A 14,694-nucleotide genomic window follows, 5' to 3' on the forward strand; every position below is an offset into this window, starting at 1 on the left:
GATTGATTTTAGTCATTAATTGATGTCATTATATATCTATTAATATTTGTAAAATGCCCTAATGTTATGTATTGTAGCTAATTACGCAATTGCAACTGCAAGTGGCGCAAACGCAACCTCAATCATATAGCCTTTACTCCATTGTTTTTCTATAATAAAGGTAATATTTAGCAAAGGAGAGTAATCCAATGTCTTTTAGCGAAAAAGTGTTGCAACTTAGAAAAGAAAAAGGTTATTCCCAGGAAATGCTGGCTGAAAAGCTGTGCACGTCTAGACAGGCAGTCAGCAAGTGGGAAAACGGACAAGGGTTCCCTGAAACCGAAAAGCTGCTTATGATTGGTAACTTATTCGATGTGTCCATCGATTATTTGCTAAAGGAGGGCGAGGTGAAGGGCGGTGTTGAAGAGCGTGGGTATTATGTCAGTCAAGAGATGGCGGAAGGGTATTTGATTCATCAGCAAAAGTCATCCAATCGCATTGCGACAGGCGTGTGCCTATTAATTATGGCTTTTTTACCGTATTTCATGCTTAGAAAGGAACCCGTCATTTATTCCTTTCTTATTATCATTTTGTTGGCGGCAGGGGGTATTGTTATTCTTGTGTCCGCCATATTGAAGAATGACGAAAGGTACCATGTGCTGGATAAAGAGGCGCTGATGTTGGATCAAGGTTATTTGAAACAATTGACGGAACGTTTGAATAGATTAAAGAGTAGGTATGTAACTATGAGCATTGTGGGCGCTGGTATGTTAGCGGTAGGCGGAATGGGCTTTTTGCTGGAGAAAAAGGGGATCTCTGAAGGCGTTTTAGTCCCTTATTATCCAATTTGCGTCATTTTGATCGCTATGGGCGCATATGTAATTATTCGAACATCTACACTGTGGTCCTCTTATAGTCTGCTGATCTATAATGAGAAACATGTTAATCAGAGAAATGACGGCTTCTGGAGAAAAATCAAAAAGAAGTTGGCCGAATAATAAGCTTGGTGAAAATATGCCTCGTCAGGGAAAATGCTGACGAGGTTTTATAATTTAATGGCTCCGCAATGTTGTCTCTATTGGTTCATGCTAACCAAGTTATTGAGCTGCCTGAAAGCATGAGAACTGTGCAAGAAGCCGCAGAAGCGATTGGCTTATACGAAAGATCGCTATTCAGTAGCGGCAATCGTCTCACCTTGTATTGGTTTCAATCCGTTCTCCCACCTAACAGGGATAGAATGAGAGGTGAACAAATTCACTCCGTCAGAGATTTGAAAATGCAAATGGGGCTCACTAGTGTTGCCTGAGTTACCTGTTAGCCCAATGACATCACCTTTTTTGACTTTATCGCCTGGCTTTACTGTAATCGATCCTTTCTTAAGATGGGCTAAATGGCTGTATTCGCCACCGTGATCGATGACCACGTTATTTCCGGTTGCCTGATTAGGGTTCATGACACCGACGGGTTCATTATCTTTAATATCATTCACTACCGACACAACTGTACCATCCGCTGGTGCAACAATATTTTTTCCAAAGGCATAATAGCTTTTGTTTTTCAGCGGGTCCCCTTTATAAGAATAGTGATCCTTGGCTTGGATGAAATCATAGGCGTAACGCTGGATCTCTACTTCATAATGATAATTTACGAGGACATTCTCTCCACCCCAAAATACATACCAGTCACCTTGGAAGGGCAATGCGTATTCATGCTTACTAAGCTTTGTATCGGTTTCAGGGGAGGATGTAAGCTCTTGAATCTGGATTAATGAAATGGTTCCATCCGGATCAAACATTCCGATAAGTCCCTTATTGCCTGCATCGCTCACCCATGTGCGACGATCAAATCCATTAAGCTGCATGTCAGAAGCTTGATTCAGTGACTGGATATCCTTAGTAAATTCCTTAGCAGTCTCAGCTAATTCCGTTTCACTTACCTCATCTTTCAAAGACTGGCTAAATTGAGCGTACATTTCTTTATAGTTCCCTTTAAGCAGTAACTTAGGAAGATCATCTGGCAGGAATACGGTTTCGTTTGATGTTACGGCTGAACTGGATGTTTGCTCCATTTTTGCATTATTAATATCCCCTTTTCCTCCTCCACATGCTGTTAATAGTAAGGTAAGTGATCCTATCGCCATGATTGTTTTTGCTGACACCCCAGGTTTATTTGTAATTTTCTTAGCGCTTTTATCTATGTTTATCGCCTCCCATAGTGAAATTGTAGCAACCCAGTCTTAGCGCTTCTGAAACTTTGTATGAATTCGTTCTTAACTTTTTTGGAAATCTACGAACACGAATTAAGCTTCCGTTAAGGAAAGTGCGATTGATCGCGAGAAAAATCATGCTATGATGATAAAAACATCGGTTATTTGGAAAGGGAATTACACAATGAATGAAGCTTCGATTTTACTTGTGGATGATGAGCAATCGCTTTTGGAGATTATGGAGACAGTGCTGCGCAAGGAAGGTTTTCTGAATATTGATACAGCGGTGACGGGTGAAGAGGCTTTGAGTGCCTGCGAAGCCCATAAATATGATTTGATTGTATTGGATGTGATGTTGCCAGGACGCAGCGGAATCGAAATCTGTCCATTTATCCGGCAGACGACGGACGCACCCATCCTATTTCTTACAGCTCGAACCTCTGATTTTGATAAGCTGACTGGATTTGCTATAGGTGGCGATGATTATATCACCAAACCCTTTAATCCACTTGAAGTGGTAGCTCGCATTAGAGCACAACTGCGGAGATATTTAAGCTCGCCCGCCCATTTCAGTGCTGAAAAGAAAGCAGAGACCGTTCACAATAAATCTGCGACCGTTTACGATTATGGGAGGTTTAAACTCGATGAGACAGCAGGAGAGCTACTCGTTGAGGGGGAGTCGGTCTCTTGTCCGGCACTTGTATTTCAACTGCTTTTGTTCTTATGTAAACATCCCAATCAAATCTTCAGCAAAAGCGAATTATATGAAAGGGTTTGGGGGGAAGAAGCGTTAAGTGACGATAACACGGTCATGGTGCATATTCACCGCATTAGAGAACGTATAGAAGCAGACCCGTCTGACCCGAAATTTATCGTTAATGTTAGAGGCCTTGGCTACAAGCTGGTTAAAGCGGAACGCCAAGGGTTGTCTATGCCATGAATATCAAACGCCGACTAACGTTAAAATTTGTACTTCAGCTTGCAATTACTGGCGTGGTGGTTCTCGCTATATCTGCTGTGACGCTAACTTGGATCTTGCTGCGGTTTCTTGATATCAGTCTGACGCGTGATTTTGCTAATGTGGGTCTAGAGCAATTGGTTGAATCTTCTAAGATTGATGAGAACGGTATTCAATTTTCCCCAAGCTTACTGGAGCAAGTGAAGAAAAATAAAGGCTGGCTTCAAAGTCTTAATGAAGATGGGCAGGTTGAAAGTGCCTATAATACACCCAAAGATGTACCTACACATTATGGTCCTGGTGAAATAGTTTCTTACTGGATGGGGGCTCAGCCATTTCCTTATCAGCTCGCTTTATGGATTCAAGAAAAGAATGGTAAACAGTACACACTGGTATATGGTGCACCTAATGTATTAGATCCTTTATTAAAGAAAATAAAGGAAGATTCATCCGTCGATGCGAAAGAGTTGCCGGAAATTCCTGATGATCTAAAAAAAGAGATTAAATCTGCTCAAGCTTATGTCCAGCTTATAGATTCATCAGGCAAGGAATTACTTTCGTATAACAGACCTAATATGATTCCCACGGAGTATTCCGTTCAAGAGCTTGCGCTTAGAACCATGTACAGTGATCGATATGGCTACCATGTTCTATCTTCTTTTGATAAGGAGTCAGGTCGTACTTGGATCATCGGAGAACCTAATATCAAGGGAGCAGATTCAGGAAAAACAATGCGGGTTCCAGAAGAGGTTAAGGTCGTGATCATCGGCTCGGTTGCTATGCTTATCGCTTTATTAATCGCGTTTATACTACTCTCGTTATGGCAAGCCCATCGTTTTGGTGCGCCAATGCTGCATATGCTCGTATGGCTCGATTCCATTGGAAATGCCATTTATACAGAACCAACGGATCGTAAAGGCCTTCGTCGCAGTCGAACACCCATCGGTAAATGGAGGCGAAGATATCGTGTTTTTGCTGATGTGATGGATTCCATTGAGAAATTATCAGCAACCTTGAAGAGAGATCAAGTGTTGCGTGAGGAGACGGAAAGCTTACGAGAGGAATGGATCGCGGGTGTTACCCATGATTTGAAAACTCCATTATCCTCTATCACAGGATATGCTCATTTACTGGCCGAACCGTCATATGATTGGTCAAAAGAGGAAGTTCATAAGTTTACAACAACGATGTTAGATAAATCAGCCCATATGGACATGTTGATCAGTGATCTTGCGATGACCTATCGTTTAAAGACAGGAATTAAACCACCGGAGACCATGGGAGTTGAATTGAATACTTGGATGCAACAAGCTCTAGAACAAGCTGCTGCTAATCCTGCCTATGGGAAACAGCGAATTGTATTTCTGCCTGCACAAACCGAAGTCAAAGCTCAATTGTACACACCTTGGCTGGAAAGAGTTGTCAACAATTTAACTGCGAATGCGTTGCTCCATAACCCGCCGGATACGAAGTTAACCGTCTCGCTTATTCATCATCAGACGGGCAGCGGATTTATCATTCAATTTGCTGACGACGGCGATGGAATGGATGAAGAAACAATGATTCGGCTATTTGAGCGATATTATCGAGGAACGGATACAGCATCTACCTCCAACGGCTCTGGACTCGGTATGGCAATCTCCAAAGGATTGATCGAATGCATGGGTGGTCAGATTGCTGTAGAGAGTCATGTAGGTAAAGGAACGGTTATTAAGTTAATATGGAGCTGATCTCTCCATTCAAGCCCTCGCTGTATTCCAACCGGAAACCGCGAGGGTTATTTGTATTTATTAGGTTGAGATAAGTTCAGGAATATAAAGGAGTTGACATCCTTTTAGAATGTAACTACAATAGTTACAGGTTAGCGTTTATTAAGAGGAATCATATCATTCATATTTGAGGAGGAAATTTAAATGAAAATAGCTATAACAGGAGCAACAGGTCAATTCGGATCCTTAGTAATAGAATCTCTACTTAAAACTGTACCCGCAGGAGATCTTGTAGTTAGTGTTCGGAATCCAGATAAAGCAAGTGATCTTAAAACGCGTGGAGTGGAAGTCCGTCATGGTGACTTTGATCAGCCGGAGACGCTGGCTACAGCATTTGCCGGTGTGGATCGATTGTTAATAGTTTCTGCAGATGGGGATAACGAGACTCGGATTCGCCAACATAAAGCAGCTGTTGATGCAGCTGTTAAAGCCGGGGTTGGGTTTATTGCCTACACAAGCGTAGGAGATGCAGAGAAGAGCGAGCTGTTCCTTGCTGAAGTACATCGTGTAACTGAAGAAACCATTCGAGCTACAGGAATTCCTTTCAGTTTCCTTCGTAACAACTGGTATATGGAAAATGAGGTTGGATCGATTCAAGGTGCAGTAGCAGGTGCTCCATGGGTAACTTCTGCTGGGAGTGGTAAGGTTGGCTGGGCTGCACGAGGCGATTATGCAGAAGCTGCCGCAAATGTTCTGACAGGGGAAGGACATGAGAATACGGTCTATGAATTGTCTGGCAAGCCTTTAACACAAGATGAGTTGACAAAGATTATATGTGACGTAATCGGTAAAGAAATCAAAATGATGCAAGTTGATGACGAAGCTTATGCGAAAATTATGGCTGAGGTCGGTGTACCAGAAGCTGCACTGCCAATTGTTGTTGCGATTCAGCGTGGTATTCGTGAAGGATGGCTGGATATTGTAAGTGACGATCTGGAGAAAGTATTGAGTCGTCCTGTCACTCCGTTAGCGGATGTCATTCGTGATTTAGTAAATAGTCTGCAAGCTTAAATAATATATCAAGATTAAAGGCCTCTTCTTGGTGAATAACCAGAAGAGGCCTTTTTTGTGCATCGTTAATATCAATGATAAAGGTTTCGTGAAAATTCACTATTATAACGTGGCTTCTGTCAGATCTCATGTTAATGTAATAATGATATAATAGGAAACATATGTGAACTATTGGTGTTATGAGAATGATTGAATCGAAGAGAAGGGGTTGAATATTAATGAGAACAAAAATCTGGATGGCTTCTGGTGCAGTAGTTGTAGTTGTTTTAGGGGCAGTTTTATTTATGGGGGGAAACGATAATAAATCTCCTGCAGCAACCGATACAGCTAACGTTAAGCAATTGGTGCAGCAATATAGCTCAAGCAGCATGAAAGACCTCTCTGCTTCCATCACTTCAGAGCAGCTCATTGTGACCGACAGCAACAATAAATCAACCAAATATGACTTGCCCAAAGATGAGTTTTTTGTTTCCATCGCACCATATGTTAAGAATACACACCCGTGTGCAACACATAGCTTGACCGGATGCCAAGGGGAATTAACAGAACAAGCGTTTAATGTATATGTCGAGGACACTGAGGGCAACGTGATTGTGGATCAAACTATACAGTCTCAATCTAACGGCTTCATTGATCTTTGGTTACCTCGCGATAAGAAATATAATGTAACGATTGAACAGGATGGGGTAAAAGCGAAAGCCGCACTTTCCACTTTTAAGAGTGATAATACATGTGTAACGACCATGCAATTAGTAGAGAGTATCTAAGCACCAGAGACAGCGAAGTCGCTACTTTCTCTAAAAATTCCATATCAGGCCTGCCATTTATAATCCTTCCATTTCATGAAACCTTGATCTAATAGGTTCAATTTATGGGAGTTTTTTTTATGCTTCTGCAAGAATATATAGGTTTTCAGGTATAGTTTATTTATAGTTATTTTCCACGTCTTGGAAATGGTATAATCTGATGGATATCAAGATTCGAGCTTTTATAGGGAGTGCTATTATGCTTAGTTTTAAGAATACAACATTGGAATTATCTAATAGTGGGATTGATACAGTTGTTCTATCAGTAGGGGCAACGGAGCAATTTGGACCCAGTTTACCTATGCATTTGGATACGCTTATTGCAGAGTTATATGCAGATGCTTACGGGAGAGAATTAAATGCTTACGTGTTACCTACTTTACCGTTCAATACCTCTGAAGAACATGCGAATTTCAAAGGAACGGTTACAGTAAGTCCAATTATTTTAACAACCATGTTAGAAGAAATTATTTGTAATTTAATAAGACAAGGATTTAGAAAGTTCTTGGTATGTACAGGACATGGTGGATCCTATTGGGAGGGAGCATTTGTTAAACAAATCAACTATAAGTACCCTCAGATTATTTTAATTACCGCAAATCATAATAATCATAATGCATGGGAAGAGGCCGTTGAAGCGGCAGGCTTAGAAAATTTAAATGAGATGCATGGAGGATTATTATCCGTTTGTACTGCTATGTGGCTCTGTCCTGAGTTGGTTAAGATCAATTCAATGGGCTCAGATATCCCTTCAGAAAACCGGATGTATGCAGATTATTTAGGATGGGAAAAGTTAACACAGGATGGTTGTTGGGGAAAGTTTGAAGAAGGAAATTATACTAACGAAGAACTAGCTGAAAAAGGTAAAGTATTTTGGAATACATTCATTCAAAAAAGAACTCAAGGCTTACGAGAAATCCTTGAAGAAGGGTATCATCGAAAAACTCAAGGGTGATGCTCTATGATAAACTTAGTGGGTACTTCATTTTTGAGAGGAGATAGAGGAATGGATAAAGATCTGATCATTGGGGATGTCTTGCAGGAGTTAGCGGGTACGCGTCGTATGCTGGAGAAGCTGACGCAGGAGCATATGACATGGAAACCACACGAAAAGTCAATGAGTCTCGGTGGGCTATCCACACATCTCGTCAATCTGCTAAACTGGCAATCAGCCATTCTTCTTCACTCGGAGTTTGATTTAGCATCTGTATCATATCGTCGAGAAGCGCTGGAGAGCCCAGCCGCAGTTCTGCAAGAGTTCGACATGAGAGCTCACGAGATCGAAAAATTAATAGCTGATAGCAATGTAGAGACACTTGGTGAGGAGTGGACACTGCGTAATGGCACAGCGGTTATCCGCCGTCAGACACGGGCAGTCGCGCTTCGTACCATCGGATTGAATCACATGATTCACCACCGGGCACAGCTTGGGGTATATTTCCGACTTCTAAATATACCAGTTCCGGGCCTTTACGGCCCCTCGGCAGATGAATTAGCGAACGCCTAACGAATGAATTTCTTAATGCGTTAAGGATCGGAAAGTTGAAAAAAACAAATCGGCATGATAACATGGATACAAATTAATGATCGGAGTTGAAAAGTATAGTGTAGTAATTATTCTTGCGACACATGATGAATAAAACAACAAAAACGGTTTATTTCGTTTGTTTTATTTTTTGTATGCAAGAAAGTTACTACTTCTTTTCACTCGAACAATATATCCTTATCTAACTCCATTAGGGGCTAGATTTGCTGTATTTATTTGAGTCACAAGAAAGTAACTTTCTTGTGGCTTTTATTTTTTTATACAGGAGGATACTTATATGTCATTAATAAATGTTACCAATCTAACCTTTGCCTATGAAGGCAGCTACGATAACATCTTTGAGAATGTTAACTTTCAAATCGATACGGATTGGAAATTAGGATTTACCGGAAGAAACGGTAGAGGAAAGACCACCTTTTTGAGTTTATTACTAGGAAAATATGAATACAGCGGAAATATCTCTGCGCATGTCAGTTTTGAATATTTCCCTTTTCAAGTGGATAACAAGGAGCTTAATACTCTGGATGTGATCTGCGGGATTTTCCCGGAATATGTTCATTGGAAATTACTGCGTGAACTTTCATTATTAAAGGTGTCTGAAGATGTGTTATATCGGCCCTTTGACTCATTGTCTAACGGAGAGCAGACGAAAGTGCTGTTAGCCACTCTCTTCATTAAAGAAAATAGCTTCCTGTTGATCGATGAACCTACCAATCATTTAGATATGACGGCTAGAAAACTGGTCAGTGATTATCTCAATACGAAAAGTGGATATATTCTGGTCTCTCACGACAGATCTTTTCTTGATAATTGTGTAGACCATATTTTGTCCATAAATAAGACTAATATTGAGATCCAAAAAGGAAATTTTTCAAGCTGGTGGGATAATAAAGTCAGACAAGATAACTTTGAGCTAGCAGAGGACGAGAAACTCAGAAGAGATATTAAACGCTTGTCTGCTTCTTCTAAACGGACAGGCAACTGGTCACATGAAGTGGAAAAAACAAAAAACGGAACGAGAAATTCCGGCTCAAAGGTAGATAAAGGCTACATTGGACACAAGGCCGCTAAAATGATGAAACGCTCTAAAGCCATTGAGCAAAGACAAAATTCTGCGATCAATGAAAAGTCTAAGCTTCTTAAAAATATCGAAAATTCTGAGAATTTAGAGATTACACAGCTTGCCTATCATAAACGTCAACTTGCTGAGCTAGACCATATTTCGATTTTTTACGGTGGAAAAAGGGTATGTTCAGATGTAAGCTTCACTATCGAGCAGGGTGAGCGGATTGCGCTTTCGGGTAAAAACGGCTCAGGAAAATCAAGTATCATCAAATTGATGTGTGACGAGGATATAGATTTCACAGGCACTCTCATAAAGGATAATCAGCTTACCATTTCTTACGTATCCCAAGACACTTCTAATCTTCAGGGGGATTTAACGGATTATGCCAGAGAGAATGGAATCGATGAAAGTCTGTTTAAATCTATTCTACGAAAGCTTGATTTTTCTAGAATCCAATTTGATAAAGACATATCCACTTACAGCGGTGGTCAAAAGAAAAAAGTACTGATTGCCAAAAGTCTTAGTGAGAAAGCTCATTTGTACATTTGGGATGAACCGCTTAATTTTATTGATGTCATTTCACGGATGCAAATTGAAGAACTGTTGCTTGAATACACGCCGACTCTTGTTTTTGTGGAGCATGATCGGGAATTTTGCAACAATGTTGCTACGAAGATCGTTGAACTTTAATACAAATGAAGAAATGAAGGGGAAGTCGACAGAGTTTATCTGTCGGCTTTTTTGTATTATTTTACAAACGCTGCGCATTTAAAAAAGCAAGTTAATATCCCCCTATAAAAGTTATGGATTACCTCCGTGCAATCCTAACTCGTGTCGAGTACTATGAAACTAAAGACTATAATTTCCAAAAGAAATTGTTGTACATCCAAGTGAGTCAGGAGGGAGATCAGATGCTTAGTGTACTTATAGTGGATGATGAATATGAGATTCGCGAAGGATTACGGAATCGCTTTCATTGGGAGAATTACAATATTACAGAGGTTCTTGTTGCGGATGATGGTGATGTGGCTTAACGTACGGCACTTGAGATCAGGCCCGCTCTGATTATTACAGATATCAAGATGAACCGCATGTCTGGTCTGGAATTCCTTAGCGCCTTATCTGCCGAAGAGGAGTATAAGCCTGAGAAGATTATTGTAAGTGGTTATGATGATTTTGAACTGGTCAAGCAGGCCATGAAAATAGGGGTATGCGATTATATTTTGAAACCAATTAATTTGGATGAACTAGGTAAAATGGTAGATAAATCGATAGAGAACATCAATAAAAAGGAGATGGATCATCGGAACCGGCAAATGCTTAAGAATCAGGCGGTCTTCGCCATCTCCACAATGCGCGAGGAATTATTAAAGGAAATGATTGAGCAGGTTTATGACCCTAATCTTGAAATGCGTAGATACCACCGTCTTCAAACATTGGAGCTTGAATGGATGCTAAAGGAGCCCACGATGTTGATTGTCGTTGAGGCTGATAATTTAAAAGCGATAGAGAATAAAAATCCGCATGAGAAGGAACTGATTCTATTCGGGATTAGTAATGTGTTACATCAGACGCTTGAAGAGGAATACGCCCATCCTTCTGCTCTCTATAAGGACCGTTATAACCGCTGGATTATTGTGCTGGGGAGCCTTTCGCAGGAGCATTCGGATATCGCACAGGGCATGGCACAGCTCTTCATTCAAAGAATCAATGATTTTGTCAAAATCACTGCTAGTGCAGGAATGCTGACTAAACCGGGCAATACAAGAAACTTGCACCATATGTATATTGAGGCTGTAAGTGTAATGGAGCAAAAGGCGGTTTATGGGGGTAACAGATTATTCACTGAGCAAGGACTATTTTACGACGGTGAGAGTGATAACTTGTCACTTCAGAACCCGGAAGAAATGCTTGATTTGGTTCGATATGGTTCGGATGATGATATAACAAAAGCGATGGATAACTTCATAGAGATGATACAGTCTTGGCATCTTACACAACTAAGGGATATCCAGCAGAAAATTTTCGAATGGCTGTTCGAAGTGTTCCGGCGGGGAGCGGAGGGAACCGTTCTTAAGAGTTGGAAAAATAATCCTATCGCAGTTTGGGAGCTGTTGGAGCAATACGATACTCTGCAGGCGCTTCGTGAACAAACAGAGATCTTTCTGCATGAGATTGCTGCCGACTTTCGAAAGCTTTCGCATACACCCAGCCAAATTGTTAGCGAAGCTGAGAAGATTTTACACCGTGATTATGCTGAAAGCCTAACGCTGCAAATTGTAGCTTCTGCGGTTCACGTAACTCCGGTTTGGCTTAGTAAGTTATTTAAGAAAGAACTGCATATGACCTTTCTCGAATACTTAACAGATATTCGTATTAAAAAGGCAAAAGAAATGCTATACGATGTGCAGTTTAAAATTTATCAAATTTCCTATCAGGTCGGCTACAAAGACCCGGTGCATTTCTCAAAGCTTTTCAAGAAACAGGTAGGCTGCACACCTAAGGATTTCAGAAGACAGCTTGGAATTGCTGAAGAATAAAGAATCCAGGCGACTCGGTTCAGTAGAATCGGGTTGCCTGGATATTTACGAGTGTTAAGACTTAAGAATTCGTGATCCCTATGGTTACAATCCCTGCCTTACTTACCGGAAGTGGTTGTGACTGAACGACGGATGTTTTCTCCTCCAGAATGTTGCTGAGGTACAGATTGGCATTCACATGGGAATGAATACTTAGATCGGTGGGTGTGTCAGCGAGATTGTACCAGCGTGCCATTAGATCTCCATTATCTTCATTGATTTTTAAGCTGGAAAAAGCTATTTCTTTACCTTCCCATGCCAGAAAACTGTGCACAGGAGGAAGTGTTCCTTCATGAATCCCTGTCTGAACAGTAGTGACGGGAACAGCAAAACGGTAGGCTTCACGGTAGGCCGCGAAGCGGTTGTCACCTCCGCTATGCGGGATAAGGCTCCACTCTGCTACATTAACGCCAAGGCACTGAGCGTCAGGGGTATGGAAGACGCCCCAGTCGCCAAGTTCACCTATCGAACGAAGGAGTGTTAGGGCAATAGTACCTTCTTCATCCTGCAACACCTCATACTCGTTCAGACCTTTACCAGATGCAGTCAAGCCGCGTTCATTAGCATGTACATCCACAAACGACTGCATATGCTGGCAGTTGCTTGGGTTCTCCCATTCAGGTGCAGGTACAGTCTCGCGCTCGGCGACTTCAAAGACAGAATCGGCATAATGGTGCGCTGCCTTAACCCCAGATGGTAGCAGAACACGGAGACGATGATCCTTTGCAGTATTGTCGATACGAGTATGCACTTGCAAGGAATGACCTTCACGCTGCAGACTGATGCAGGTCACAATATTCAGAGTGACAAGCTGCTGTGACCGGACTGACTTCCGCTGCCGGAACTCAACCATGGTTTCTACTTCCTGCTGAAGCTGTTCATCGGCTGAGACCGGAACTTCAAGGGTATGTCTGATTTCAAAAGCAGCTCTGTAAGGGGTATTTTCCGTTAGGTGAATCTCCGCAGGGATGCCGCGTGTAGTTATGGCTACATCACCTTCGGGTTGTTTGAAAATGTATTCATTGCCTATGTCACCGACATCCTCGTATACACCCAGACCGCTGTATAGCTGTTCACTGGTTTTATCGAACATAGAGAAGCTTCCATCTTCTGCCATGCGGATTCGAAGATATTCATTCTCTATAGTGAAGTCTTCGGTGATCATAGTGCCTGATAAAGTCTTTGGTATCGCTGAATCCTTTGTGGGAATCCAAGAAAAAGTTGCCAGTCCTAGGGCAGGAAGCGATTTTGTCTCAAAGGTTAGCCGTAAAGCACGGGCCATATAAGGCTGTCTGAATTTATCGTTTGGCAGCTCGTAACCGAAGCGTACCCCCAGATCTTCAACAGTGCAGTCTAATCGATCACCTTGGGAGTTGACCAGGTAGCCCTCGCCATGCGTTCTGTCCGAGACTTGCTTGAATATGGCACTTGGGTCTTCACTTTGATTGAAGAAACGGTGAGACCACTCAATTTCCAAGGTCACTACGCTGCTGCTAGAATAGCCGCTAGTATTATAAACTACGAACGGAATGGCGTCTTCTCCAAATGATGCGAAGATAGAGGTGTCGACCTTAGCACTAATGAATCTGGCGCTGTCAGTTATGAGAGCTGAACCGACCTCCATGCTTTTTGCAAACCGAGTCTTCATCTCATGGTAGACCTCATCTACGCTGCAGCCGCAAATGCTGTCATGCGGATGGTTCTGCATGAGAGTCTTCCAGGCATATTGCAGTAGACCATGGGGATAAGGTTTGCCTAATCCGTGTGCGAGTGCGGCTAGTGGCTCAGCTATTTTTTCAAGCAACGTCTGGTTCTGTTGGTTAAGCTGCTTGATGTATATCCTCGCTGAAGCAGTATTCACTAGGGAGTACCAGCCATCTGTATGTTGCCCGCGAAGCTCTCCTGTAGTTAGGGTTAAGTCATCGGGAAGCTCCTCTTTAATGGCTTTTACATAATCATCATAATTAGAATGAATGAATTCGCAGTCTGGATATAAATCACGCGCAACCCGTAAAGCTTCAGAAAGATCGGTTTGGATGGGCTGGTGATCACAGCCGTTCATGAGCAGTAAGTGCCGGGTGGAGGCGTATTGTCTGGCACGTGCAAGACGATGATCCCAGTAGCTTTTAGCTGTGTCAGGATCTACAGGAATTTCCATGCCGTTGTTGTACCAATTCGCAAAGAGAATACCAAGCACTTTGGAGCCATCAGGGGATTGCCAGATCAGCTCAGAGTAAGGAGATTCTTGGTCAGAGGTTTCTTCCACACGATTGTTGAAACCCGTGGCTTTTACCCCTCTGCCGAAGACGGCCGTATCGATACCAGCTTGCTGAAGAATCTGCGCAGCTTGACCCATATTGCCAAAAGAATCCGGGAAGTAGCCGATCTTAGAGATGGGACCGAATGTCCTTGCATCACGATGTCCGATTTGCAGGTTGCGAACATTCGCTTCACCGCTCGTTAGGAATTCGTCTTGAAGAATGTACCATGGCCCGAGGGAGAGCTTGCCATCATCGCACAGTTTTTGGATCATTTCACGCTTCTCCGGATAAACCTGCAAATAATCCTCCACTACAATGGTTTGTCCATCTAAATAGAAGCTTTTAAAATCCGGGTCGGATTCAAATGTGTCGATCAAGGAATCTATAGTTTTAATAAGCTTAACGTGATGGGCTTCATAGGGCATATACCATTCCCTATCCCAGTGAGTGTGAGAAATGACATGTACAACGGTTTTGCTAGCTCCAGTCAATACGTTTCCTCTTTTCCATTAG

12 protein-coding genes are annotated in these 14,694 nt (G+C 42.1%); 10 read left to right on the forward strand and 2 right to left on the reverse strand.

The genetic code is table 11. The features are described 5' to 3' along the window. Window positions 1-188 precede the first annotated feature (188 nt). Window positions 189-977, forward strand: coding sequence for a helix-turn-helix domain-containing protein (locus tag MHB64_RS14855; RefSeq protein ID WP_341134729.1), 789 nt, complete (start codon window positions 189-191; stop codon window positions 975-977). Window positions 978-1,147: 170 nt separating this feature from the next. On the opposite strand, the gene MHB64_RS14860 is transcribed toward MHB64_RS14855, so the two are convergent. Continuing rightward, window positions 1,148-2,137 (reverse strand): M23 family metallopeptidase, encoded by a 990-nt coding sequence (locus MHB64_RS14860; RefSeq protein WP_341134730.1) that lies wholly within the window; start codon window positions 2,135-2,137, stop codon window positions 1,148-1,150. A gap of 232 nt (window positions 2,138-2,369) precedes the next feature. Between MHB64_RS14860 and MHB64_RS14865 the strand changes: the two genes are divergently transcribed. The 9 genes from MHB64_RS14865 to MHB64_RS14905 all read left to right on the forward strand — a co-directional run bounded on the left by MHB64_RS14865 (window position 2,370) and on the right by MHB64_RS14905 (window position 11,881). Beyond that, window positions 2,370-3,125 carry a response regulator transcription factor gene (locus MHB64_RS14865; protein WP_094874900.1) on the forward strand — a complete coding sequence of 252 codons (756 nt, stop codon included), beginning with the start codon at window positions 2,370-2,372 and terminating at the stop codon, window positions 3,123-3,125. Next, window positions 3,122-4,873 carry a sensor histidine kinase gene (locus MHB64_RS14870; RefSeq protein WP_341134731.1) on the forward strand — a complete coding sequence of 584 codons (1,752 nt, stop codon included), beginning with the start codon at window positions 3,122-3,124 and terminating at the stop codon, window positions 4,871-4,873. Before MHB64_RS14865 ends, MHB64_RS14870 begins: the two co-directional genes overlap by 4 nt. A gap of 183 nt (window positions 4,874-5,056) precedes the next feature. Then, window positions 5,057-5,923: an SDR family oxidoreductase gene (locus MHB64_RS14875; RefSeq protein WP_341134732.1), complete on the forward strand. Its 867-nt coding sequence runs from the start codon at window positions 5,057-5,059 to the stop codon at window positions 5,921-5,923. 218 nt (window positions 5,924-6,141) lie between these two features. Further along, window positions 6,142-6,690 (forward strand): CueP family metal-binding protein, encoded by a 549-nt coding sequence (locus MHB64_RS14880; protein ID WP_094868712.1) that lies wholly within the window; start codon window positions 6,142-6,144, stop codon window positions 6,688-6,690. Window positions 6,691-6,889: 199 nt separating this feature from the next. Continuing rightward, window positions 6,890-7,684, forward strand: a complete 795-nt coding sequence (locus MHB64_RS14885) for a creatininase family protein (RefSeq protein ID WP_256989688.1) — start codon at window positions 6,890-6,892, stop codon at window positions 7,682-7,684. A gap of 51 nt (window positions 7,685-7,735) precedes the next feature. Beyond that, entirely contained in the window at window positions 7,736-8,236 is a 501-nt protein-coding gene (locus tag MHB64_RS14890) for a DinB family protein (RefSeq protein WP_094868714.1), read from the forward strand. Window positions 8,237-8,552: 316 nt separating this feature from the next. Continuing rightward, window positions 8,553-10,031 carry an Lsa family ABC-F type ribosomal protection protein gene (locus MHB64_RS14895; protein ID WP_094868715.1) on the forward strand — a complete coding sequence of 493 codons (1,479 nt, stop codon included), beginning with the start codon at window positions 8,553-8,555 and terminating at the stop codon, window positions 10,029-10,031. 221 nt (window positions 10,032-10,252) lie between these two features. Then, the gene (locus MHB64_RS14900) at window positions 10,253-10,375 is read left to right on the forward strand and encodes a hypothetical protein (protein WP_341134733.1); all 123 of its coding nucleotides are present in this window, start codon (window positions 10,253-10,255) and stop codon (window positions 10,373-10,375) included. 30 nt (window positions 10,376-10,405) lie between these two features. Beyond that, the gene (locus MHB64_RS14905) at window positions 10,406-11,881 is read left to right on the forward strand and encodes a response regulator transcription factor (protein ID WP_341136080.1); all 1,476 of its coding nucleotides are present in this window, start codon (window positions 10,406-10,408) and stop codon (window positions 11,879-11,881) included. Between the two features lie 61 nt (window positions 11,882-11,942). Here the strand turns inward: MHB64_RS14905 and MHB64_RS14910 are convergent, their stop codons facing one another. Further along, window positions 11,943-14,672: an alpha-mannosidase gene (locus tag MHB64_RS14910; protein WP_341134734.1), complete on the reverse strand. Its 2,730-nt coding sequence runs from the start codon at window positions 14,670-14,672 to the stop codon at window positions 11,943-11,945. Between the last annotated feature and the right edge of the window lie 22 nt (window positions 14,673-14,694).

Origin of the sequence: Paenibacillus sp. FSL K6-2859, assembly GCF_038008265.1 — a bacterium.
GTDB lineage: Bacteria > Bacillota > Bacilli > Paenibacillales > Paenibacillaceae > Paenibacillus_AQ > Paenibacillus_AQ nitricinens.

Bases quoted from the DNA above. Each gene is read 5' to 3' on its own strand.
- MHB64_RS14885 (WP_256989688.1), top strand. From the start codon at position 6,890: ATGGATATCAAGATTCGAGCTTTTATAGGGAGTGCTATTATGCTTAGT.
- MHB64_RS14900 (WP_341134733.1), top strand. From the start codon at position 10,253: ATGCTTAGTGTACTTATAGTGGATGATGAATATGAGATTCGCGAAGGA.
- MHB64_RS14880 (WP_094868712.1), top strand. From the start codon at position 6,142: ATGAGAACAAAAATCTGGATGGCTTCTGGTGCAGTAGTTGTAGTTGTT.
- MHB64_RS14895 (WP_094868715.1), top strand. From the start codon at position 8,553: ATGTCATTAATAAATGTTACCAATCTAACCTTTGCCTATGAAGGCAGC.
- MHB64_RS14855 (WP_341134729.1), top strand. From the start codon at position 189: ATGTCTTTTAGCGAAAAAGTGTTGCAACTTAGAAAAGAAAAAGGTTAT.
- MHB64_RS14890 (WP_094868714.1), top strand. From the start codon at position 7,736: ATGGATAAAGATCTGATCATTGGGGATGTCTTGCAGGAGTTAGCGGGT.
- MHB64_RS14865 (WP_094874900.1), top strand. From the start codon at position 2,370: ATGAATGAAGCTTCGATTTTACTTGTGGATGATGAGCAATCGCTTTTG.
- MHB64_RS14875 (WP_341134732.1), top strand. From the start codon at position 5,057: ATGAAAATAGCTATAACAGGAGCAACAGGTCAATTCGGATCCTTAGTA.
- MHB64_RS14870 (WP_341134731.1), top strand. From the start codon at position 3,122: ATGAATATCAAACGCCGACTAACGTTAAAATTTGTACTTCAGCTTGCA.